Genomic DNA, 21194 nt, shown 5'->3' on the forward strand with positions numbered 1-21194 from the left:
CAGCGCATGGTTATCAGGGAAGCAGGTGTCAGCGCCGAGACGGCAGAAAGTGGATGGCTCGCGCCAGCAGGCGGTAATGTTCGGGGGGAAGGGCGTCGGAGAAGAGCCACAGTTGCCGTGGCGACACGGCTCCACTCTCTTGCGGATCGGGACAAAGCACCAGCCTGAGCACGCCGGGCAGAATGCGGCTTTTCTTGTCGAGCTGATAGCGGCAACCTTGCCACTGCAACCACTGACCATCCCAAACAAGCTCGAACGGGGGCTCGGCGAGCGCCCGCCAGCTCAACCAGAGCGCCGCCAGCCAGACGGGCAGCCACAGTGCCCACTGCCAACCGGCAATCAGGCCAGCCACCGGCCAGAGCAGCAACAAAAAGAGGGCCACCAGCAAACATTGCTGATGGCGGGAGGGGTGAACCGTCATGATCACCCGCTCCACGGTATTACCCCTGGCGGTCGTGGCGCGCCTGATTGCGCTCCAGGATCATCGGGATCATGGCGGCAAATGCGGGATCGGCAGGGACACCATGACCCATGCACCATTTGAACAGATCCGGATCGTCGCTCGCCAGCAGGCGGATAAAGGTCTGCTGATCGGCTTCGCTCAGGGAGTCGAACTCGTGTTCGAAAAAGGGCATAAAAACAACATCCAGCTCGAGCATGCCACGGCGGCAGGCCCACTTCAGGCGGGATTTTTCAACTGGGCTCAACATGGAACTCTCCTTACAAAGACCCGAGGATGGTACCAGCTGGATTTTCCGGCTGACAAACATTAGTTACGTCTTTACCATGCAGGTCACATACTTTCTCTCTGGAATACCATCGTGAGCCTGCAACCCCCTGTTTTTCCTGCCGAGCCGACCCGCTTCGCCCTGACCAAGATAGCCATCACCCGACTGAGTGGTCAGGATCGCGTCAAATATCTGCAAGGTCAGGTCACCTGCGACGTCAACGCCCTGCAACCGGGGCAGAGCACGCTGGGTGGTCACTGTGATCCCAAGGGCAAGCTGTGGAGCGATTTTCGCCTGCTCTGCCTTGAAGAAAGCCTGCTGCTGCTGACTACCCCTTCGGTGCTGGATCGCCAGCTGCCGGAGCTGAAAAAATTTGCCGTCTTCTCCAAGGTGGAGATTGCTGCCGACGAACGCCACGCCACCGGTCTGGCAGGCAAGGGCACAGATGCGTGGCTCGCCGCGCAGTTTGGTCTGGAGCAGAGCGGCCTTATCGCTGACGGCATGGCGGTGAAGATCGAACAGGATCGCTGGCTGCTGGTAAGCAGTGAGCAAGCCGACGCGCTGCCGGCGGGTGACGAATCCCTCTGGTGGGGGCTCGAGATCAAGGCCGGCCTGCCGCACATGGAGGCGGTGCATCAGGGGGAGTTCATCCCGCAGATGCTCAACCTGCAGGCGCTCGATGGCATCTGCTTCAACAAGGGCTGCTACATGGGGCAGGAGACGGTGGCTCGCGCCAAATATCGCGGCGCCAACAACCGCGCCCTGTTCCTGCTGGCGGGCACTGCCAGTGAGCCGGTCAATGCGGGCGATACCCTGGAGATCCAGCTCGGTGACAACTGGCGTCGCAGCGGCATGGTGCTCAACGCTTGGCAACATCAGGGTCAGGTGTGGCTCACCGCCGTACTGCCGAAAGACACCGAGGCTGACGCCCGTTTTCGCCTCAAGCAGGAGGAGAGCTCCCAGCTCACCCTGCAACCCCTCCCCTACGAACTGACCGAGTAAGGTCGGCTAGCGAGGCACCCGCGCCAGCAGGGCCTCCTTCAGCCAGCGCCCCGCCTGCCCCAGCGGGCGGGCGCGATGCCACTGCAGCTCCAGCGCCAACGCATGGCTGGCGATAAAATCGGGCTCCAGCACCACCACTTCGCCCCGCTTCAGCGGTTGATGCAGCAGAAATTCCGGAATCGCGGACCAGCCAAGACCCCGCTTGACCAGCTCCAGCACCCCGAGATCCCCCTCGACCCACCACACCTGAGCCGAGATGCGAAAACGCTGGCGCTCGCTCCCTTCCCGTCGGCCGGTGACCATCAGCTGGCGTGCCCCCTGCAGATCGACCTCCCGCAGCGGCTGCTTGCGGGCCAGCGGATGATCCGGTGACACCACCAGCGGCATGGTCACCTCCCCCAGCGAATGGGCGACAATCTCTCTCTGGGGGTGCACCTTCTGATAACTGATGCCGAGCTGGGCCCGGCCGGTCACCAGCATCTCGGTCACATCCTCCATCAGCGGGAAGAGCAGCTCCAGCTCCACGGTCGGGTAACGAGTGGCGAACTCCTCCAGCAGGGTGCCGAGCCAGGGGAGGTGGGAGTCATCATCGATGGCCAGAGTGAGCCGCGTCTCCACCCCGGCCGCCAGCTCCCCGGCAATAGATTGCAATCGTTCACTCTGCGCCAGCAGGATCCCCGCCTCCTGCACCATGCGGGCCCCCGCCTCCGTCAGCTGCGGATAGCGGCCGCTGCGGTCAAACAGGGTGAGCGCCAGATCGATCTCCAGATTGGCGATAGCGCTGCTCACTACCGACTGCGCCTTGCCCAGCTTGCGGGCGGCAGCGGAAAACGAGCCGGTTTCGGCGGCCGCCAGCAAGATCCTCAGTTGTTCCAGTGATGGCGTCATCTTATGGCCCTCCGGCAAGCTCTCTCATCCATCTATTTTAGCGATGGATACCAACATGAATCTATCGCTAAAGATCTATAGATTAACCAGCAATCCGTGAATAAATCTGATTGAGAGAGTGACTTATGCGTACCCGTAACGATCGCCTGCGCCATGCCATTGGCTTTGAATTCATTGGCCTGCTGATTGCCGCCCCGCTGGCCAGCTGGGTTACCGGGGTCGGGCTCAACCATATGGGCCCGCTGGCACTGTTCTTCTCGGTGCTGGCCACGGTCTGGAACTACATCTACAACATCGGGGTCGACAAGCTGCTGCTCAAATATCAGGGCCATACCCACAAAACCCTGTGGCAACGGGTGCTGCATACCTTCGGCTTTGAGGGCGGTCTGCTGATCGTCGCGCTGCCGGTCATGTCCTGGTGGCTGAGCGTCAGCCTGCTGGAGGCGCTGGTGCTGGATCTGGGCTTCGTCGTCTTCTATCTGATCTATGCCTTCGTCTACAACTGGGGTTATGACAAGGTGTTCCCCATCCCCGGCGAAGTGCCGCACGGCATGCCACAAGAGGCGCGCTAAGGCACGAATCAGTTGGATTGAAACCGAGAAGTGAAGGTCAACGAGGGAAGGCAACAGAAGAAACGACACGGCCCCACCATGGCAGACATGATGGGGCCGCAAGAGGGATCAGCGCTGGCAGGCCGGCTGATTCAGAGGTAAGGATTCAGGCCTGCCCGTCGCTCAAGCCTGGGCTTTGAGCTCTTCGCCGCTCTCGTCGGCAGCGGCAGCCTCTTCAGGCTGTGCCTGAGCGGCCTGCAGCGCTTCTAGCTCGCTCTGATAATCGCTCAGGATCTGCTGGGCAACCGCCATATCTCCCTTGTGTTTGCGCTCGAACAGATGGTGCTGCACCACGCCGTTGAGATACTCCACCGTGATGGGCTGCTCCAGGGTGGCCATCAGCTCCTCTTTCTCCAGCTCGGCATTGATTTCATCGGCGGTCGTGCGCAGCAGCCCGGCCAATTGAACCAACATGCGGCGCTCACCTTCGCGCAGCAGGCTCAACATGCGGTTTCTCTGCTGCTCATTCTGTTGGGTCATACATTTCCTTACGTCAATTGGGAACAAGCCCGCTCATTCTGCCCTGTCCCCATGACAGCGTCTATCTCATGCCCCCCACAAATTTTTGGCGCTGGCTCACAAATGGCTACAGATGCTATTTGAAGCGGCTCTGGGGTATAGTAGCCGCTGATTTTCGGGCGCTTTTTTCACCTTCATCCGCAGACAAGGATGAGACGGCAAGGGCGCCTGCCCGGTTTACCCCAACGAGGTGAAGATCCGCTTTATGACCGACGCCATTGTGGTGCTCTGCACCTGCCCAGATCAAACCAGTGCCGACCTTCTCTGCGAACAGCTGCTGAACCAGCGACTGGCCGCCTGCATCAATCAACTGCCGGGCGTCACCTCCGTCTATCGTTGGCAAGGCAAGGTGGAGCGCGCCACCGAGATCCAGCTCATCATCAAATCCCGCCAGCCACTCTTTGCCGAGTTGCAGGCATGTATTCAAGCCCATCACCCCTATGAGGTGCCCGAGCTGCTGGCCCTGCCGGTAAGTGCCGGACTACCCGCCTATCTCGACTGGCTCAATGGGGAGACCGCATGACGTTCAACCGCTTGCTCTCTCCCCTGTTGCTGCTCTGTGCCCTGTTGACGACAGCGGCGGGCAGCGCCCCTGCCCACGCCAGCGGCGCCGATCTGCTCAGCTCGCTGGGCATTGAGGCCAATGCCAAACCCAAATTTTTGCAGGTCGATGAGGCCTTTCAGATCGAGAGCGAACAGCGTGGCGATCAGCTGCTGCTGACCCTCCATATCGCCGACGATTACTACCTCTATCGCCACAGCCTGCGCTTCAAGGGGAACAACCTCACCTTCAGCGAGCCGACCCTGCCGGAAGGCACAGAGCACGAGGATGACTTCTTCGGCAAGACCCGGGTCTACTACCAGCAGGTGAGCATCGCGGTGCCGCTAAAGGAGGTGGGGGAAAATGCCACCCTGCGGGTGCGCTATCAGGGCTGTACCGACGGCCTCTGCTATCCACCGACCGACAAACTGATCGATGTGGCTCCGCTGGTCACGGCAACCACCGCATCCGCTGCTGAAACGGCACAAAGCGTCGCACCGGTTAGCCAGCAGGATCAGCTGGCCTCCGCCCTCGGCCATCAGGGATTCTGGCTCAGCATCGTCGCCTTCTTCGCGCTGGGGCTGGGGCTCGCCTTCACCCCCTGCGTCTTCCCCATGTATCCCATTCTGACCGGCATCATCGCCGGTGCCGGCCATCGCCTTTCCACCAGTCGCGCCTTCCTGCTCTCCTTTGTCTATGTGCAGGGGATGGCGGTCACCTACACCTTGCTGGGGCTGGTAGTGGCCTCGGCAGGGCTGAAATTCCAGGCGGCGCTGCAACATCCCTATGTGCTGATCGCCCTCTCGGTGATGTTCGTGCTGCTGGCCCTCTCCATGTTCGGCCTCTACACCCTGCAACTGCCGAGCAGTTTGCAAACCCGGCTCTCCGGTCTCTCCAACCGCCAGCAGGGCGGCTCGGTAGTCGGGGTCGCCATCATGGGGATGATCTCCGGGCTGGTCTGCTCCCCCTGCACCACGGCGCCGCTCTCGGGGGCGCTGATCTACGTGGCCCAGAGCGGCGATCTCTGGCTCGGCGGGGCGGCGCTCTATGCGCTGTCACTGGGGATGGGTCTGCCGCTGCTGCTGCTCGGCACCTCGGGTGGCAAGCTGCTGCCAAAAGCGGGCGCCTGGATGGATGTGATCAAGCAGCTGTTTGGCTTTGCCCTGCTGGCAGTGCCGATCCTGCTGCTGTCACGGCTCTGGAGCGATCAGATTGCTACTCTCGCTTGGCTCGGCTGGGGGCTGCTGCTGTGCGGCTATCTCTATCACCACAACCAGCACCAGCCCCACTCGGTGGCCAGAAGTGTGCGCGGCTTCGTGCTGTTGCTGGCGATGATCAGCGCCGTGGTGGTGGGCAAGGATCTGCTGCAACCGGCCGGTCCTGCTGCCGCCACGGCGGATGCCAGTCAAACGGCGCCGCAGTTTATCCGCGTCAAGACGCTGGATGATCTCAAGGTGCAGCTGGCCGCCGCCCGCGGCAAGCCGGTGCTGCTCGACCTCTACGCCGACTGGTGCGTCGCCTGCAAGGAGTTCGAGCACAAGACCTTCAGCGACCCGGCGGTGAGGGTGCGCTTCGGCCAGATGGTGCTGCTGCAGGCGGATGTCACCGCCAACGACGATGCCGATGTGGAGCTGCTCAACAGTCTCAATGTGCTGGGGCTGCCGACCCTGATCTTCTTCGACCGCGAGGGCAAGGAGCTGACAGGGCAGCGGGTCACCGGTTTTATGGGGCCTATCCCCTTTGCCAAACATCTCGAGATGGTAAGTGATGCACACTGAGTTGCGTCGGCTGCAGACAAGCGATGCACCTGCCTTGCAGCGGCTGTTCGAGCAGGCCCCCTCCTATCAGGCGGCGGTGAGCAATGACCCTCTCTCTGCACAGGCAGGAGAAGAGGAACTTGTCGCCTGCCCACCCGGCCTGCCTCTCTCCGACAAACATCTCATCGGCCGCTGGGAGCAGGGAGAGCTCACCGCTGTCATTGATCTGCTGCGCGGCTACCCCAATCCAGACACCGCCTATCTGGGTCTGTTACTGGTGGGGGAACCCTGGCAAGGGAGTGGCCGTGGTCAGTCGCTCTATCTTCACGCCTGCACGCTGGCAAGCTCATGGGGGGCTACCCGGCTTCGCCTGTCAGTGATTGCCAGCAATGAGAGTGCTCTATCCTTCTGGCTGCGCAGAGGCTTCACCGAGTGCTATCGCCGCGAGCTTGCTGATTATCGGGCCGAGGCCATCGTGCTGGAACGTTCACTGGAACCGTGAGCCGAGGTTTGCCGCCGCGCATTCGCGTGGCACAATCGCCCCTTTCGTTTTGCACTTGTCCGGAGTTTTGATGAAAAAGTGGTTCATCCCCCTGCTAGCCCTCTGGCTTTATGGCTGCAGTGCAGGGCCCGGTGAAGAGGATATCCGCCAGCAGGTCACCGCCAAGCTACTGGCCGAGACAGACGCCAACCTGTTCGATATCAGCGACTTCACCATCCTCGGCAAGGAGGAGCGGATGGAGGGGGTCTATCTGGTCAAGGTGAGTTACCAGCTCCACTTCAAGCAGGGGCTCGATCAGTTGCAGGTATTGCACGACGAGGATCTGGTCTACGACCGGGTTGGCCCCTTCCAGCAGGAGATGGGTCTGATGGAGCTCGAGCGTAAATATGGCGAGTTCGAGGCGGGCCAGGTGCTGCCGCAAGAGGCAGAGGTGTGGATGATGAAGAGCGAACAGGGCTGGCGGCTGGCGGAACCAGCGCAATAAAAGGCAACAAGCCCCTCATGTCTCTGCAACGGCGGGGCTGCCGTTGCCAACCAGCTCAAACCTGGGTATCGACCCGATACCCTTTTCGCTCGGCAGGTTCGTTCGGCAGCTTGCTGGCCAACCCTGACAGTACCTCCTTGAGGGTGACCCCGCTCTCTGCCGCACCGCTGCTCTCCAGCAGCTTGGTCAGCTGGCTCTGCAAGGGGTTCACCGCTTCGATCTCGGCTCCTGGTTCGCTCTCTTTTCCCTGCCCGCCCTGTTGATCCAGCGTCTCCAGCAGGCGCTCCAGATCCCGCTTGAGCGGATTTTCGCTGCTGTCGGCGATGGCGAGTTTGCGCTGTTCCTGCTCTTGCCGCTGTTGTTGCTGCAATGCCAACTGTTGTTCCTGCTGCTGTTGCAGGGCGCCCATCATGGTGTTGATGAACGCTTCCAGCGAATCTCTGATTGAGATGCGGCTCCCGCTGCTATCCTCCCCTTGCGGCGACAGCCCGAGCTCATCCAGCACGGCGCCAAGATCGCGTACCATACGGCTGTCACTGCCCGTTGATGGTGAGGTCACAGCCCGCTCCTGTGCCTGCGCAGCGGGAGATCTCTGCCGTTGCGCCAGCGGGGTGAGCCCGCCTGACGCGACCACATTTATCTCCATCTTGGCCCTCCTTCACATCTTTTTCGGCCAGCGAACCCGCTCTTGTTCGCCTGGCCCGGCATCACGCTCACACCTAAAAGATAGCGCCAACCAGCAGGGATTGGCGCGAATGCATCTTTTGGTCTATCAGGCGGGATAATTGTGCCAACCCGCTATAAACAAGGGGCTGGCAAGAGTGCCTCGTTCAACCATCACTACGCAGGCTGATAATCGGAGTCAGAAGATATCCTTCATCCGGTGCCACAACATTCCCAGTGCCAGCAGCGGGGAGCGCAGCGCCGGGCCGCCGGGGAAGGTGATATGGGGCACGCTGGCAAAGAGATCGAAGCCCCGGCTCTCGCCGCGGATCGCCTCGGCCACCAGCTTGCCCGCCATATGGGTGGCATTGAGGCCGTGACCCGAATAGGCCTGGGCGTAGAGCACGTTGGGGTGTTCCTTGAGACGGCCAATCTGCGGCAGCCGGTTGGCGCCGATCCCGATCATGCCTCCCCACTGAAACTCGATGGCAGTGCCAGCGAGCTCGGGGAAGACCCGCAGCAGCTTGGGCAACATAAAGGCCTTGATATCGCGAGGATCCCGGCCGGAGTAGTTGCAGGCGCCGCCAAACAGCAGGCGGCCGTCGGCGGAGAGGCGGTAATAGTCGAGCGCCACATTCTGATCGCACACCGCCATGTTTTGCGGCAGCAATCGCTGGCGCAAACGGCGATCCAGCACTTCGGTGGCGAGGATGTAGGAACCGGCCGGCAGCACCCGCCCCCCCAGCTCCGGATTGAGGTCGTTGAGATAGGCGTTGCAGCCGATCACCAGATAGTCGGCGGTGACCCGCCCATGAGCCGTGGTCACCTCGACCTGCTTGCCGTAATCGATATGGGTCACTCTGGAGTGTTCAAACAGGGAGACCCCGAGGCTGGCGGCGGCGCGCGCCTCGCCGAGCGCCAGATTGAGGGGATGGAGATGGCCGGAGCCCATGTCGATAAGGCCGCCGATGTAGCGATCCGATCCCACCACGCTATGGATATCTTCCCGCGGTACCAGCTTGAGTTCGTGCTCATAGCCGAGGCTCGCCAGATGGTCGAGATCTTCCTCGAAGCCGGCCAGATGGCGCTGACGGGTGGCCAGATCGCAGTAACCCCAGGTGAGGTCGCAGTCGATATTGAAACGCTCAACCCGCTCGCGCACCAGCTGCACCGCCTCCAGCCCCATCAGGTCGAGTTCGCGCACCCCTTCCTCACCAATCCAGCGGGCGAACTGGCTGGTATCGTGACCGATACCGCGAATAAGCTGGCCGCCGTTGCGCCCGGAGGCGCCCCAGCCGATACGGTTGGCCTCCAGCAAGGCGACCTTGTAACCGGCATCAGCCAGATTGATGGCGGTATTGAGACCGGTAAAGCCGCCGCCGATGATGCAGACGTCAGCCTTGTGCTCCCCCTCCAGCTCGGGCCACTGTTGCGAGTCGTTGCGGGTGGCCGCGTAGTAGGAGGCGACGTGCTCCTGATATCCGTTGTGCTTTCCTGCCTGCATACTCAGCATCCTGCCTTGGTTGCAAATTGTTTAATAAAATAAGCAAAGTTGTTTCGATAATACCCAGTTCCTCCTCCACTCACCAACCGGTGCGGATCACAGAAATGCAAAAGGCGCCCCGAAGGGCGCCTTTTCATGCAATCAAGGTGCTGTAACGAATTACAGTACGTCGATGGCGTTCAGGTCGGAGAATGCTTTCTCCAGACGAGCGATCATGGAAGTCTGACCTTCACGCAGCCATACGCGCGGATCGTAGTACTTCTTGTTCGGCTTGTCGGCGCCTTCCGGGTTGCCCAGCTGGCCTTGCAGGTAAGCTTCGTTCTTCTTGTAGAAGTTCAGCAGACCTTCCCAGGTTGCCCACTGGGTGTCGGTGTCGATGTTCATCTTCACTACGCCGTAGGAGATGGACTCGCGGATCTCTTCCAGAGTGGAACCTGAACCACCGTGGAATACGAAGTCCAGAGACTTGGCTGGAACGCCAAACTTCTCAGAAACGTACTTCTGGGAAGCGTCCAGGATGGACGGGGTCAGTTTGACGTTACCCGGCTTGTATACACCGTGTACGTTGCCGAAGGAGGCAGCGATGGTGAAACGCGGGCTGATCTTGGACAGACGCTCGTAAGCGTAAGCAACATCTTCCGGCTGGGTGTACAGAGCGGACTGATCCATGTGGCTGTTGTCGACGCCGTCTTCTTCGCCACCGGTGCAACCCAGTTCCAGCTCCAGAGTCATGTTCATCTTGGCCATGCGGGTCAGGTACTCGCAGCAGATGTCGATGTTCTCTTCCAGAGACTCTTCGGACAGATCCAGCATGTGGGAGGAGAACAGCGGCTTGCCGGTTTCAGCAAAGTGCTTCTCGCCCGCTTCCAGCAGACCGTCGATCCACGGCAGCAGCTTCTTGGCAGCGTGGTCGGTGTGCAGGATTACCGGCACGCCGTAGGCTTCGGCAACAGCGTGAACGTGCTTGGCACCGGAGATGGCACCCAGGATGGCAGCTTTCTGACCTTCCAGCTTCAGACCCTTACCGGCGGTGAACACGGCACCACCGTTGGAGAACTGAACGATAACCGGCGCTTTAACCTTGGCGGCAGCTTCCAGTACGGCGTTCACGGAGTCGGTACCAACGCAGTTTACGGCCGGCAGAGCAAAGCCGTTCTCTTTAGCGATGGCGAACACTTTCTGAACGTCATCACCAGTGATCACGCCGGGTTTTACGAAGTCGAAAATTTTCTTAGACATGTTTAATCGTCCTGTCTCGTATGCCGTTAATAAAAAATGGGGGGTTCATCATGAACCGGCACAGCGGGCACATGATAAACGAAACGGGAGGCTTTTGCCCCCCGTTCCGGGTCAATTAGGCTTTGGCGCGCTGTTCCAGAATCGCAACAGCCGGCAGAACCTTGCCTTCTACGAACTCCAGGAAGGCGCCGCCGCCAGTGGAGATGTAGGAGACTTTGTCAGCGATGCCGAACTTGTCGATGGCAGCCAGGGTGTCACCACCGCCAGCGATGGAGAAGGCCGGAGAAGCAGCAATGGCTTCAGCGATAACCTTGGTGCCTTCAGCAAACTGGTCAAACTCGAATACACCAACCGGGCCGTTCCACAGGATGGTCTTGGCGTTCATGATGATGTCAGCCAGGGCCTTGGCAGAATCCGGGCCGATGTCGAAGATCATGTCGCCGTCGGTCACATCGTTAACAGACTTGATGGTAGCCGGAGTGGACTCGGAGAACTCGGCACCTACAACCACGTCGGTGGTCACAGGAATGTTGGTCTCGGCAGCCAGTTTCTTGGCGGTGTCGATCAGGTCGTGCTCGCACAGGGACTTGCCGACGTTGTGACCGGCAGCAGCGATGAAGGTGTTGGCGATGCCACCACCGACAACCAGCTGGTCAGCGATTTTGGAGAGGGATTCCAGAACGGTCAGCTTGGTGGAGACCTTGGAGCCGCCAACGATGGCAACCATCGGGCGCTCGGGCTTCAGCATGGCTTTGCCCAGGGCTTCCAGTTCACCCGCCAGCAGCGGGCCGGCACAAGCGACCGGAGCGAACTGAGCCACACCGTAGGTGGAACCTTCGGCGCGGTGAGCAGTACCGAACGCATCCATTACAAAGACATCACACAGGGCGGCGTATTTTTTGGCCAGCTCTTCGGTGTTCTTCTTCTCGCCTTTGTTGAAGCGGCAGTTTTCCAGTACAACCAGCTCACCGGCAGCGACTTCTACGCCATCCAGGTAATCCTTGGCCAGGCGAACCGGGCAGGACAGAGCGTCTTTCAGATAGTTGACAACCGGAGCCAGGGAGAATTCTTCGTTGTATTCACCCTCGGTCGGACGACCCAGGTGGGAGGTGATCATCAGCTTGGCGCCCTTTTCCAGAGCCAGCTTGATGGTCGGCAGAGTCGCAACGATACGTGCATCGGAGGTGACCTTGCCGTCTTTTACCGGTACGTTCAGGTCAGCACGGATCAGAACGCGTTTACCCGCCAGATCCAGGTCAGTCATCTTGATAACAGACATATTCAGTCCTCTATATTTTCCAGGTAATGTTAAAAACAGTAACCTTTCGCCCGGGGCAGGCTCAGCCTGCGGCCATCATGGCCCGGGTGGTATCCAGCATCCGGTTTGCGAAGCCCCATTCGTTATCGCACCACATCAACATCTTGACGAGGTTGGCATCGCTCACCCGGGTCTGGGTACCATCAATGATGCAGGAGTGTGCATCATGATTGAAGTCTACGGAGACCAGAGGTTCTTCCGTGTAATCCAGAATACCGTGTAATGTACCTCTGGATGCCCGTTGCAGGGCTTGATTTACGTCAGTAACTGTCACTTTTTTACGAACAGTAATACTGAGATCCATCGCTGTTACATTGATGGTCGGCACCCGCACCGCGATCGCCTCAAACTTGCCAGCGAAGTGGGGCAGGATACGCTCCAGCCCCTTTGCCAGCTTGGTGTCCACCGGAATGATGGACTGACTGGCAGCGCGGGTTCGGCGCAAGTCACTGTGGTAGGCATCGATGACTTGCTGATCATGCATGGCCGAATGAATTGTCGTAATAGTACCACAATTTATCTCGAATTCTCGATGCAATGTTTCAATCACCGGCACCACGCAGTTGGTGGTACAGGAGGCGTTGGAGACGATCCGCTCCGCTCCGGTGAGGGTATGATGGTTGACCCCGTAGACCACGGTGGCATCCACATCGGCATCCGCCGGGTGGGAGAAGAGCACCTTGCCCGCCCCCGCAGCCAGATGCAGCTCGGCATCGGCCCGCGAGCCAAACACCCCGGTGCAATCGAGCACCACATCCACCCCCAGCGCCCGCCACGGCAGCTTTGACGGATCCCGCTCGGCAAACAGGGAGATGAGATCCTCCCCCACCAGCATGCTGTTGCCCGCCAGTTGCACCGGATGGTGGAAGCGACCGTGACTGGTATCGTAACGGGTCAGGTGCACCATGGCCTCGGGGGCCGCCAGCTCGTTGATGGCGACGATCTTGATGGTCTTGTCGCGCCCGCTTTCATAGAGGGCTCGCAACACGTTGCGACCGATCCGCCCGTAACCATTGATGGCAATCTTGATCATCGAGAATCCGTTTCCTTTAACCAGCAACAGGGCGGCACACCGGCCACCCGGGAGCCCCGGCTACGACAGCAGGGCCTCCTTGAATTCACCGCGGGCCAGCAGTGCGGCCCCGAATACCCCGGCACTGTCACCCAGGGCAGGAGCAATAATGGGGGTTGCGAAGCGGGGATTAAAGAGGAAGGGCAAAATTGTCTGCCGTCCGGCGCTGTAAAGGCTCTGCACATTGCCCACCCCACCGCCGATGACGATCACATCCGGGTCGAGAATGTTGACCACATTGGCCAGCGCCTGACCAAACAGCAGGTGCAGCCGGTCGATGGTGAGCTTGGCCACATGATCGTGAGCCGTGGCGGCCGCGATTTGGGCGAGCGAGAGGTGGCGCTTGGCCTTCGCCTCGTACCAGGCCTCCAGCGCCGGACCGCTGATCAGGGTCTCGACGCAGCCACGCTTGCCGCAGTAGCACTCGGGGCCATCAGGGGAAAGCACGTTGTGGCCCCACTCACCGGCGATGCCGTGGTGGCCGTTGAGGATCTGGCCGTTGATGACGATACCGGAGCCGACCCCGGTGCCCATGATGATGCCGAATACAACCTTGGCATCGGGGTGGTGCTGGCGCACCGCCCCCAAATGGGTTTCTGCCAGCGCGAAGCAGTTGGCGTCGTTGGCAATCAGTACCGGCACGCCCAGCTTGCGCTCCAGATCCTCCTTGAACGGCTTGCCGTTGAGCTCGGTGGTGTTGCAGTTCTTCATCAGGCCGGTCTGCGGATCCCGCGCCCCCGGCGTGCCCATGCCGATGACAGTCGGGCGCTGGCCAATCTTCTCGGCGCACTCAGCTACCAGCTTGGCGATCTGGCCGATCATGTGCTCATAACCGCCAGCCCGCTCGGTGGGGATGCGGTGGCGCAGCAGCACCTCGTCGCCATCCAGCACCACGCATTCACACTTGGTACCGCCAAGATCGATACCCCAATCCAGTGACTTGCTGCTCATCTTGCCTCCTGCACGGCCGCCACGCTCTCGTCATCGCGGCGCCATTTTTTAATGTAAAACGGGGCCTGACGGCCCCGGATTTCAAACAAACTATTCTTCTCTCACCCCGGCCTTAGCGACCGTGGTACTGGGCGGAGAGCTCGTGTACCGCGTTGACAAACACGCCAGCGTGTTCCGGGTTCACATCCTGATGGATGCCGTGGCCGAGGTTGAATACGTGGCCATTACCGTGACCGAAACCGGCCAGAATGGAGGCGACCTCTTCACGGATGCGAGCAGGAGTGGCGTAGAGCATGGAGGGATCCATGTTGCCCTGCAGCGCTACCTTGTCACCGACCCGACGCTTGGCGTCGGCAATGTCTGTGGTCCAGTCCAGACCCAGCGCATCGCAACCGGTGGCTGCAATCTGCTCCAACCACTGACCACCGTTCTTGGTAAACAGGGTGACCGGCACGCGGCGACCGTCGTGCTCGCGGATCAGGCCATCGACAATCTTGTGCATGTACTGCAGGGAGAAGTCGCGGTAATCGCGCGGGGTGAGCACGCCGCCCCAGGTGTCGAACACCATGACAGCCTGCGCACCCGCCTTGATCTGGGCGTTGAGGTAGGCAATCACGCTGTCGGCCAGCTTGTCGAGCAGCAGGTGCAGGGTTTGCGGCTCTGCATACATCATCTGCTTGATCTTGGTGAACGCCTTGGAGCTGCCCCCCTCCACCATGTAGGTGGCCAGGGTCCATGGGCTGCCGGAGAAGCCGATCAGCGGCACTTCGCCCTTCAGCTCGCGGCGGATGGTGCGCACCGCGTTCATCACGTAGCCCAGCTCATCTTCCGGATCCGGAAGGGGCAGCGCCTGCACATCGGCCATGGAGGTGATCGGACGCTCGAAGCGCGGGCCTTCACCCTGCTCGAAGTAGAGACCGAGCCCCATGGCATCGGGCACGGTGAGGATGTCGGAGAAGAGGATGGCGGCATCGAGCGGGTAGCGGCGCAGCGGCTGCAGGGTGACTTCACAGGCCAGCTCGGCGTTGCGGCACAGGGACATGAAATCCCCCGCCTGGGCGCGAGTCGCCTTGTATTCCGGCAGATAACGGCCAGCCTGGCGCATCATCCATACCGGGGTCATATCCACGTCCTGACGCAGCAAAGCGCGCAGGTATCGATCGTTCTTCAGCTCTTTCATCCCAGTTCCTGAGTTCGTATCACGCATAAAATGGCGGCCATAATACCACTTTGCCCACCGGATCGGACTGCCCAAAACGTGGCAAATGGGCGCACGGTTGCAAAGATGTGAAGGGGCGCAAACCAGATCGCCCCGTTTTTAAAAAGAAGTGCAAAAAGGTTGGCGAAAAGATAAGCGCCTCGTTACCCCTCGCCAGCCAGTGACAACTCGATCAGCCGCCGGGCAATGGTGCCGTGAGGCGGCAAACGCGGCAGCCGGTCGGCGGCAAAGAAAGCGGCAGCGACCAGTTCGTCATCCTGCACCCGGATCTCGCCGCTCTCGTAGTCGGCGGTAAAGCCCATCATCAGGCTGTGAGGGAAGGGCCAGGGCTGGCTCGCCACATAGCGCACATTGCGCACCCGGATGCCGCTCTCCTCGAACACCTCCCGTGCCACACACTGCTCGAGGTTCTCCCCCGCCTCCACAAAGCCGGCCAGCACGGTATACATGGGATCGTCCGCCTGATAGTGACGGCGATGAGCCGCCAGCAGGATCTCCGGCCCCTTGCGCACCGCCACGATAATGCAGGGGGAGATGCGCGGATAGACGCTGTGCCCTTGCTGGCACACCTGCGCCCACTCCCCCGCCTTCGGGGTCATGGGGGCGCCGCACTCGCCGCAGAAACGGTGGGTGCGGCGGAAGGTGGCGAGCTGCCAGGCGCGGCCAGCGAGACGAAAGCCCTCTTCGTCCCCCGCCACCATCAGCTGGCGCAGAGGGCTCATAGCGCTCGTGTCAGCCTCATCACCCAGATCGAGCAGATAGCAGGGCAGCCCCTGCCACTCGTCAAAACGCTCGAAAGGGGCGTCAGCCAGTGCTGCGGGCAGGCACGCTTTACTACCCTGTGGCACCTGACCCTGCTGATCGAGCAGTACCAGATGATCGCCCCCCAGCACGAACCAGCGGGCTTGTTCAGTTAATGACATCGGATAAACACTCTCGTTAAAACAGAACCCTGACCACGGCTGGCCGAGCAAGGGGCAAACGCCGCGCGAATGGCTCCCATCTTACGACCAGCACGGGTCGCTGACGACCCCGTCGTGGCCGATTGTCCCATTCGTAAAAAACGGATGGTGCAAATAAAGAGGCCGCCCGAAGGCGGCCCGTTGTTATCCGGCATCCCGTATCCGGTTTCTATCGACGCGGATCAGGCATCGCCCATCGCCAGCAGGGAGGCGTTGCCGCCCACTGCAGTGGTGTTGATGGTGCGGGTCTTCTCGGTAACGAAGCGGCTCAGGTAGTGGGGGCCGCCCGCCTTGGGGCCGGTGCCGGAGAGCCCCTGGCCGCCGAACGGTTGCACCCCGACCATGGCGCCGATCTGGTTACGGTTGATGTAGACGTTACCCACATTGATGCGGCTTGCCAGCTCCTCGGCGTGGGATTCGTTGCGACTGTGGATCCCGAGCGTCAGGCCATAGCCGGTGCCGTTGATGTCGCTGATCACCTTGTCCAGATCCCGGGTGGCGTAGCGCACCACGTGCAGGATGGGACCGAACTGCTCCTTCACCAGCTCGCGGATGGAGCCGATCTCCAGCGCGGTCGGCTGGACGAAGTGTCCCTCCATGGTCGCGGCGGGCATCGGCGCCTGGGCAATCAGGCGAGCACGCGGGATCATGTAGGCGAGGTGAGCATCGAGACCGGCCTTGGCATCGGCATCGATCACCGGGCCGACGTCGGTGTTGTGCTCGGCCGGGTTGCCCACTTTCAGCTCCTGCATGGCGCCGGTGAGGATCTCCAGCACCCGCTCGGCAATCTCCTCCTGCAGGTAGAGCACCCGCAGGGCCGAGCAGCGCTGACCGGCGCTCTGGAAGGCGGCGCTCACCACGTCGCGCACCACCTGCTCCGGCAGGGCGGTGGAATCAACAATCATGGCGTTCTGACCACCGGTTTCAGCGATAAGCGGCAGGATGGCACCATCGCGCTGGGCCAGGGTCATGTTGATGAGCTTGGCGGTCTCGGTGGAGCCGGTGAAGCAGACGCCGCCGATACGCGGATCGGCTGTCAACTTGGCACCTACGGTGGCACCGTCACCGGGCAGCAGTTGCAGCACGTCGCCCGGAATACCGGCCTGATGGGCCAGAGTCACCGCCAGATGGGCGATAAGGCCGGTCTGCTCCGCCGGTTTGGCGATGACGGTGTTGCCGGTGGCCAGCGCCGCAGCGATTTGGCCGAGGAAAATCGCCAACGGGAAGTTCCACGGGCTGATGCAGACAAAGACGCCGCGCCCCTGCAGGAACAGCTCGTTCTGCTCGCCGGTATAACCGGGCAACAGGGTTGCCTGCCCCATCAGGCCGCGGGCCTGCACCGCGTAGTAGCGGCAGAAATCGACCGCTTCACGCACCTCGTCGATGCCATCTTGCAGCAACTTGCCCGCCTCGCGGGTACAGAGGGAGACGAACTGCTCGCGGTTCGCTTCCAACAGATCCGCCAGCTTCTCCAGCGCGGCAGCACGCTCGCTCACCGGGGTTTCACGCCAGCGCGGGAAGGCAGCGTGGGCAGATGCCAAAGCCTGTTCCACCGCCTGCTCGTCGGCCCAGTGGATCTTGCCGACAGTCAGGCTCACATCCTGCGGGCTCAGCACGGTGCGTGCCTCGCTGCGCTTGAGGGTCTCGCCATCGACGATGGGGCCCGCCAGCCACTGCTTGCTCTCCAGCTCTTTCAAGCGGGCGAAGAAGGGGCGCTGGATGGAGAGGATGTTCATGTTGACGCCGCTGGAGTTCTTGCGGTCGATGAAGAGGTGCACCGGCTGGGGAATGCGGTCGTTGGCAAAACCGGAGTAGCGCTTGAGAGTACGCAGCGGGTGCTCGGCCAGCGAGTCCACCGGGGTGTTGGGATCCACCAGCTTGTGAACGAAGGAGGTGTTGGCCCCGTTCTCCAGCAGGCGGCGTACCAGATAGGGCAGCAAGTCCTTGTGGGCGCCGACCGGCGCATAGATGCGGCAGTGCAGGCCGGGATTGTCGTTCAGCACGGCGTTGTGCAGCTCCTCCCCCATGCCGTGCAGACGCTGGAATTCAAACTGGCGATCACCGGCCATCTCCAGAATGCTGACCACGGTATTGGCATTGTGGGTGGCAAACTGGGGGGCGATAAAGCCACGGGTCGACTCGCTCAGCAGGTAGCGGGCGCAGGCGAGGTAGGAGATATCGGTGCCCGCCTTGCGGGTAAATAGCGGGTAGCCGGGCAGACCCGCCTGCTGGGCATATTTCAGTTCGCTGTCCCAGTAGGCGCCTTTTACCAAGCGAACCGGAATGAGGTCACCCTGCTCGCGGGCCAGTGCGGTCAGCCAGCAGAGTACCGGCAGGGCGCGCTTGGAGTAGGCCTGCACCACCATACCGAGCTTGCCCCAACCACGGTTGGCGTCGGAGCGGTAGAGCTGCTCGAACAAGTCCAGCGACAGCTCGAGTCTGTCCATCTCCTCGGCGTCGATGCTGATGGCCACATCCTTGTCGCGGGCCAGACGCACCAGCCCCACCAGCCGCTCGCACATTTCGCCGAGCACCCGTTCGCGGTTGGCCACGTCATAGCGTGGATGGAGTGCCGAGAGCTTGATGGAGATGGAGGGGGCCGGGCCGCCGTCGCTGATCCGCTCGTTACCCACCGCCTCGATGGCGTTGCGGTAATCGGTCAGATACTTGTCGGCATCCTGCATGGTCAGCGCAGATTCACCCAGCATGTCGTAGGTATGGGTGTAGCCCAGCTCGCGGGATTTGCGGCTCGCCTTGAGCGCCTCCTTCATGTCGCGCCCCAGCACGAACTGCTTGCCCATGATCTTCATGGCGGCATACATGGCGGATCGCACCACCGGCTCCCCCAGCTTGTTGACCATCCGCCCCAGCAGGTTGGCCGGGTTGCCGTCGAGCTTTTTGTCGAGCTTGATAATCTTGCCGGTCAGCATCAGCCCCCAGGTGGAGGCGTTGACCAGAGTAGAGTCGCTCTTGCGGAAATGAGATGACCAGTTGGCGCCGGAGAGCTTGTCCTTGATCAGGGCGTCAGCGGTCTCGGCATCGGGAATGCGCAGCAGCGCCTCGGCCAGACACATCAGGATAATCCCCTCCTGAGTATCCAGGCTGTACTCCTGCAGGAAGGCGTCGATACCGTCACCGGAGCCGCTCTCCTTGCGCACCTTGGTCACCAGAGTACGGGCACGCTGGGTCACCTGCTCCAGCGAGGCACCATCCCCCGGCAGCATGGCCGACAGTTCGGCCAGATAGGCATTTTCATCCACCACGTAGTTTTGGGTGATGGCTTCGCGCAGGGCGGCCAGATCGGAGGGGATATAGTCAGCGGCAAGCACTTGAGTAGCTTTGAACATATGGGGTCTTCCTGTACGCCCTAGGGCTGATATCAACAAAGGCGGACGTGCCGCCGAAACGCCGATAATGTATACAATGTTGCACCTTATATGAAATGAATTTGTTGCCATTCTCTAACAAAGATCGCTCATCCCCCCCATAAATTCCCTTTTTAAGCCAATACGCCAGCAAGCGTGAGGGTCACCTGACTTCATTTTGTATACGATCTTCCGCCGCTCTATCGCAAAGCAGCCACGCATTCCGTCCAATACGCCCCAAAAAAGAAGGGCCGCCACGGCGACCCTTCTTAGCAATTCATTCAGCCAGATGCTGTCAGTTCATCCAGCGATCGCCACGGCTGCGACGACGGGGCAGCATGGGCAACAGGATGCCAAGCAGGATACCGGCCCCCACCATGGCACCACCACGGATAAACCAGTCCATCTGCATGTCGTGCTCCTGGTTGTCGTAGCTCTGGGTCAGGGCATCATTCTGCTCTTTGAGATTGCTCATCTCCTCACCCTGACTGACCAGCTGGGCCTTGAGGGCGGCGATCTCCTTGCTCTGGGCAGCGATCTGGCCATCCTTCTCGGTGAAGCGTTTCTCGTTGTCACCGTTGAGGTTCTGCAGGCGATCTTTAAGCTCATCGCGTTCTTTTTCCACCTGGGGCAGACGCTCGCGCAGGCTGATCTGGCTCTGCAGTTCGCTGTTCTTGATCCACCCCTCGCGGCCACGACCGTCCACCACCTGGGTGAAACCGGCCTCGCCGTTCACCGCCTTTACCTCCAGCGGTTCACCAGCCTTGACGCTGCCAAGGATCCGGTACTGGGTACCCGGGCCATTGTGGATATAGGTAAAGATGTTGTCTGAAACATAACGGGTATCGGCCAGTGCCTGTTGGGCACACAAGCAGATCAAAATCCCGAGAAGGGCGCGCATGGTCGATCGGTTCTCTTTTTCTGGTGTGGACAAGAGGTTGAATGTTAAGCCGCCAGCAGGCTAAAGGACAAGCAAAGAAAAAGCAGCTCCCCCCGGATATAAAGCGCGGAGTTGCGAGTCACCTCGCAACTTGCCCGCCCTTGGCCTCACTTGTTTTTCAGCTCCCGCACCTCGCTGCGCAGGGCGCGGATCTCTCGCAGCAACTCCTCTTGCTGGTTGTTGTAGTGATGACGCCACTTGTCGGTCTCGCTCTCCTTGGCAGGCTGCAAAAAGATGCTGGCCATAAAACCGCTTATGGCACCAAACAGACCGACCCCGAACAGGATCAGCAGGCTGGCGACAAAACGCCCCTCCTCGGTCTTGGGTACCAGATCGCCATAGCCCACGGTCGACAGGGTCACCAGCGTCCACCAGAAGGCGTCATAGGGGGTCTCAATCTGGCTGCCGGGCTGGCCCGACTCAATCCAGTACATGACGCCGGAGCCCAATCCCAGCAGCAGGACGAAGAGGAAGAGGATGCCGGAGAGGGTGGTCTCGTTGCGCTCGCGACGGAACATGGCCCAGAGATCCGGGTGCTCCTTGAACAGTTGATAGACCCGCCACAACTGGAGCAGTCGGGCCCAACGCAGCTGCTCCACCATCGGCAGACTACCCGGCAGATAGAACCAGTTTGCCTTGAAGTAGGCTTTGCGGTCTGGAGCACGGATCCAGCCATAAGCAAAATGCGCGAGGAAGAAGTAGCAGATCAGACTGTCCAGGTCATAGAAGAGCTGCAGGGTCTGGGGAGTCAGGGTTTCGTGGCCCCACCAGCGGGCCGTCACCAGCAGAACCGAGACAATCGACAGAAATGCCATCAGCAGATCCATCGCCCGTAGATGAGTTAAGTGATGTCGCATACATTTTCCAACTTTAAGCACAGTGCGAATTAATAAAAGAGAAGATAATGCCGATAGCCTTGAGGGCAAAGG

Annotated in this window: 21 protein-coding genes; 6 read left to right on the forward strand and 15 right to left on the reverse strand. The window is 60.8% G+C overall.

All coding sequences use genetic code 11. The features are described from left to right. Window positions 1-28: 28 nt before the first annotated feature. A complete protein-coding gene (locus G5533_RS19555) occupies window positions 29-421 on the reverse strand; it encodes a protein YgfX (protein ID WP_421333759.1) in 393 nt (130 codons plus the stop codon). A gap of 19 nt (window positions 422-440) precedes the next feature. Continuing rightward, complete coding sequence (locus G5533_RS19560; protein WP_421333761.1) at window positions 441-710, reverse strand: FAD assembly factor SdhE; 270 nt, start codon at window positions 708-710, stop codon at window positions 441-443. Between the two features lie 111 nt (window positions 711-821). Between G5533_RS19560 and ygfZ the strand changes: the two genes are divergently transcribed. Further along, the gene (ygfZ, locus tag G5533_RS19565; protein WP_421333763.1) at window positions 822-1730 is read left to right on the forward strand and encodes a tRNA-modifying protein YgfZ; all 909 of its coding nucleotides are present in this window, start codon (window positions 822-824) and stop codon (window positions 1728-1730) included. Between the two features lie 6 nt (window positions 1731-1736). Here the strand turns inward: ygfZ and G5533_RS19570 are convergent, their stop codons facing one another. Then, a complete protein-coding gene (locus tag G5533_RS19570) occupies window positions 1737-2618 on the reverse strand; it encodes a LysR family transcriptional regulator (RefSeq protein WP_005335421.1) in 882 nt (293 codons plus the stop codon). A 125-nt stretch (window positions 2619-2743) separates the two neighbouring features. Between G5533_RS19570 and G5533_RS19575 the strand changes: the two genes are divergently transcribed. After that, window positions 2744-3190 (forward strand): PACE efflux transporter, encoded by a 447-nt coding sequence (locus G5533_RS19575; protein ID WP_216961077.1) that lies wholly within the window; start codon window positions 2744-2746, stop codon window positions 3188-3190. A gap of 162 nt (window positions 3191-3352) precedes the next feature. Here the strand turns inward: G5533_RS19575 and G5533_RS19580 are convergent, their stop codons facing one another. After that, window positions 3353-3709, reverse strand: coding sequence for a hypothetical protein (locus G5533_RS19580; RefSeq protein ID WP_005362699.1), 357 nt, complete (start codon window positions 3707-3709; stop codon window positions 3353-3355). A 244-nt stretch (window positions 3710-3953) separates the two neighbouring features. Here G5533_RS19580 and cutA point away from each other — a divergent pair, with 244 nt between their 5' ends. From cutA to G5533_RS19600, 4 genes are all read left to right on the forward strand, one after another. Next, a complete protein-coding gene (cutA, locus tag G5533_RS19585) occupies window positions 3954-4271 on the forward strand; it encodes a divalent-cation tolerance protein CutA (protein ID WP_193861441.1) in 318 nt (105 codons plus the stop codon). Further along, window positions 4268-6067, forward strand: coding sequence for a protein-disulfide reductase DsbD (locus G5533_RS19590; RefSeq protein ID WP_421255830.1), 1800 nt, complete (start codon window positions 4268-4270; stop codon window positions 6065-6067). Before cutA ends, G5533_RS19590 begins: the two co-directional genes overlap by 4 nt. Beyond that, window positions 6057-6548, forward strand: coding sequence for a GNAT family N-acetyltransferase (locus G5533_RS19595; protein WP_139477557.1), 492 nt, complete (start codon window positions 6057-6059; stop codon window positions 6546-6548). Before G5533_RS19590 ends, G5533_RS19595 begins: the two co-directional genes overlap by 11 nt. A 70-nt stretch (window positions 6549-6618) precedes the next feature. After that, window positions 6619-7032 carry a hypothetical protein gene (locus tag G5533_RS19600; protein ID WP_064341340.1) on the forward strand — a complete coding sequence of 138 codons (414 nt, stop codon included), beginning with the start codon at window positions 6619-6621 and terminating at the stop codon, window positions 7030-7032. Between the two features lie 55 nt (window positions 7033-7087). On the opposite strand, the gene G5533_RS19605 is transcribed toward G5533_RS19600, so the two are convergent. The 11 genes from G5533_RS19605 to G5533_RS19655 all read right to left on the reverse strand — a co-directional run bounded on the left by G5533_RS19605 (window position 7088) and on the right by G5533_RS19655 (window position 21191). Beyond that, entirely contained in the window at window positions 7088-7678 is a 591-nt protein-coding gene (locus tag G5533_RS19605; RefSeq protein ID WP_441255232.1) for a hypothetical protein, read from the reverse strand. 216 nt (window positions 7679-7894) lie between these two features. Next, window positions 7895-9199, reverse strand: coding sequence for an NAD(P)/FAD-dependent oxidoreductase (locus tag G5533_RS19610; RefSeq protein ID WP_266135362.1), 1305 nt, complete (start codon window positions 9197-9199; stop codon window positions 7895-7897). A gap of 159 nt (window positions 9200-9358) precedes the next feature. Next, a complete protein-coding gene (gene fbaA / locus G5533_RS19615) occupies window positions 9359-10438 on the reverse strand; it encodes a class II fructose-bisphosphate aldolase (RefSeq protein WP_005340963.1) in 1080 nt (359 codons plus the stop codon). Between the two features lie 115 nt (window positions 10439-10553). Further along, entirely contained in the window at window positions 10554-11717 is a 1164-nt protein-coding gene (locus tag G5533_RS19620) for a phosphoglycerate kinase (protein WP_005340965.1), read from the reverse strand. A gap of 61 nt (window positions 11718-11778) precedes the next feature. Further along, on the reverse strand, window positions 11779-12789 hold the full coding sequence (epd, locus tag G5533_RS19625; RefSeq protein ID WP_005335438.1) for an erythrose-4-phosphate dehydrogenase: 1011 nt from the start codon (window positions 12787-12789) through the stop codon (window positions 11779-11781). Window positions 12790-12849: 60 nt separating this feature from the next. Further along, window positions 12850-13779 (reverse strand): ROK family protein, encoded by a 930-nt coding sequence (locus G5533_RS19630; protein ID WP_201908573.1) that lies wholly within the window; start codon window positions 13777-13779, stop codon window positions 12850-12852. Window positions 13780-13891: 112 nt separating this feature from the next. After that, on the reverse strand, window positions 13892-14959 hold the full coding sequence (gene hemE, locus G5533_RS19635; RefSeq protein WP_201908575.1) for a uroporphyrinogen decarboxylase: 1068 nt from the start codon (window positions 14957-14959) through the stop codon (window positions 13892-13894). Between the two features lie 182 nt (window positions 14960-15141). Further along, on the reverse strand, window positions 15142-15921 hold the full coding sequence (gene nudC / locus G5533_RS19640; protein ID WP_201908576.1) for an NAD(+) diphosphatase: 780 nt from the start codon (window positions 15919-15921) through the stop codon (window positions 15142-15144). A gap of 221 nt (window positions 15922-16142) precedes the next feature. Further along, window positions 16143-19307, reverse strand: a complete 3165-nt coding sequence (putA, locus tag G5533_RS19645; RefSeq protein ID WP_441255233.1) for a bifunctional proline dehydrogenase/L-glutamate gamma-semialdehyde dehydrogenase PutA — start codon at window positions 19305-19307, stop codon at window positions 16143-16145. A gap of 313 nt (window positions 19308-19620) precedes the next feature. Beyond that, window positions 19621-20226 (reverse strand): TIGR04211 family SH3 domain-containing protein, encoded by a 606-nt coding sequence (locus G5533_RS19650; protein WP_266135365.1) that lies wholly within the window; start codon window positions 20224-20226, stop codon window positions 19621-19623. A 146-nt stretch (window positions 20227-20372) separates the two neighbouring features. Continuing rightward, entirely contained in the window at window positions 20373-21191 is an 819-nt protein-coding gene (locus G5533_RS19655; RefSeq protein WP_304520555.1) for a potassium channel family protein, read from the reverse strand. Window positions 21192-21194 lie beyond the last annotated feature (3 nt).

Source organism: Aeromonas sp. A600620, from assembly GCF_029479985.1.
Lineage (GTDB): Bacteria > Pseudomonadota > Gammaproteobacteria > Enterobacterales > Aeromonadaceae > Aeromonas > Aeromonas veronii_A.

Coding starts and splice junctions, on each gene's coding strand:
- cutA (WP_193861441.1), top strand. CDS start 3,954: ATGACCGACGCCATTGTGGTGCTCTGCACCTGCCCAGATCAAACCAGT.
- epd (WP_005335438.1), bottom strand. CDS start 12,789: ATGATCAAGATTGCCATCAATGGTTACGGGCGGATCGGTCGCAACGTG.
- G5533_RS19630 (WP_201908573.1), bottom strand. CDS start 13,779: ATGAGCAGCAAGTCACTGGATTGGGGTATCGATCTTGGCGGTACCAAG.
- G5533_RS19595 (WP_139477557.1), top strand. CDS start 6,057: ATGCACACTGAGTTGCGTCGGCTGCAGACAAGCGATGCACCTGCCTTG.
- nudC (WP_201908576.1), bottom strand. CDS start 15,921: ATGTCATTAACTGAACAAGCCCGCTGGTTCGTGCTGGGGGGCGATCAT.
- G5533_RS19605 (WP_441255232.1), bottom strand. CDS start 7,678: ATGGAGATAAATGTGGTCGCGTCAGGCGGGCTCACCCCGCTGGCGCAA.
- G5533_RS19590 (WP_421255830.1), top strand. CDS start 4,268: ATGACGTTCAACCGCTTGCTCTCTCCCCTGTTGCTGCTCTGTGCCCTG.
- G5533_RS19580 (WP_005362699.1), bottom strand. CDS start 3,709: ATGACCCAACAGAATGAGCAGCAGAGAAACCGCATGTTGAGCCTGCTG.
- G5533_RS19570 (WP_005335421.1), bottom strand. CDS start 2,618: ATGACGCCATCACTGGAACAACTGAGGATCTTGCTGGCGGCCGCCGAA.
- G5533_RS19575 (WP_216961077.1), top strand. CDS start 2,744: ATGCGTACCCGTAACGATCGCCTGCGCCATGCCATTGGCTTTGAATTC.
- G5533_RS19600 (WP_064341340.1), top strand. CDS start 6,619: ATGAAAAAGTGGTTCATCCCCCTGCTAGCCCTCTGGCTTTATGGCTGC.
- putA (WP_441255233.1), bottom strand. CDS start 19,307: ATGTTCAAAGCTACTCAAGTGCTTGCCGCTGACTATATCCCCTCCGAT.
- G5533_RS19650 (WP_266135365.1), bottom strand. CDS start 20,226: ATGCGCGCCCTTCTCGGGATTTTGATCTGCTTGTGTGCCCAACAGGCA.
- G5533_RS19555 (WP_421333759.1), bottom strand. CDS start 421: ATGACGGTTCACCCCTCCCGCCATCAGCAATGTTTGCTGGTGGCCCTC.
- G5533_RS19560 (WP_421333761.1), bottom strand. CDS start 710: ATGTTGAGCCCAGTTGAAAAATCCCGCCTGAAGTGGGCCTGCCGCCGT.
- G5533_RS19610 (WP_266135362.1), bottom strand. CDS start 9,199: ATGCAGGCAGGAAAGCACAACGGATATCAGGAGCACGTCGCCTCCTAC.
- G5533_RS19620 (WP_005340965.1), bottom strand. CDS start 11,717: ATGTCTGTTATCAAGATGACTGACCTGGATCTGGCGGGTAAACGCGTT.
- hemE (WP_201908575.1), bottom strand. CDS start 14,959: ATGAAAGAGCTGAAGAACGATCGATACCTGCGCGCTTTGCTGCGTCAG.
- fbaA (WP_005340963.1), bottom strand. CDS start 10,438: ATGTCTAAGAAAATTTTCGACTTCGTAAAACCCGGCGTGATCACTGGT.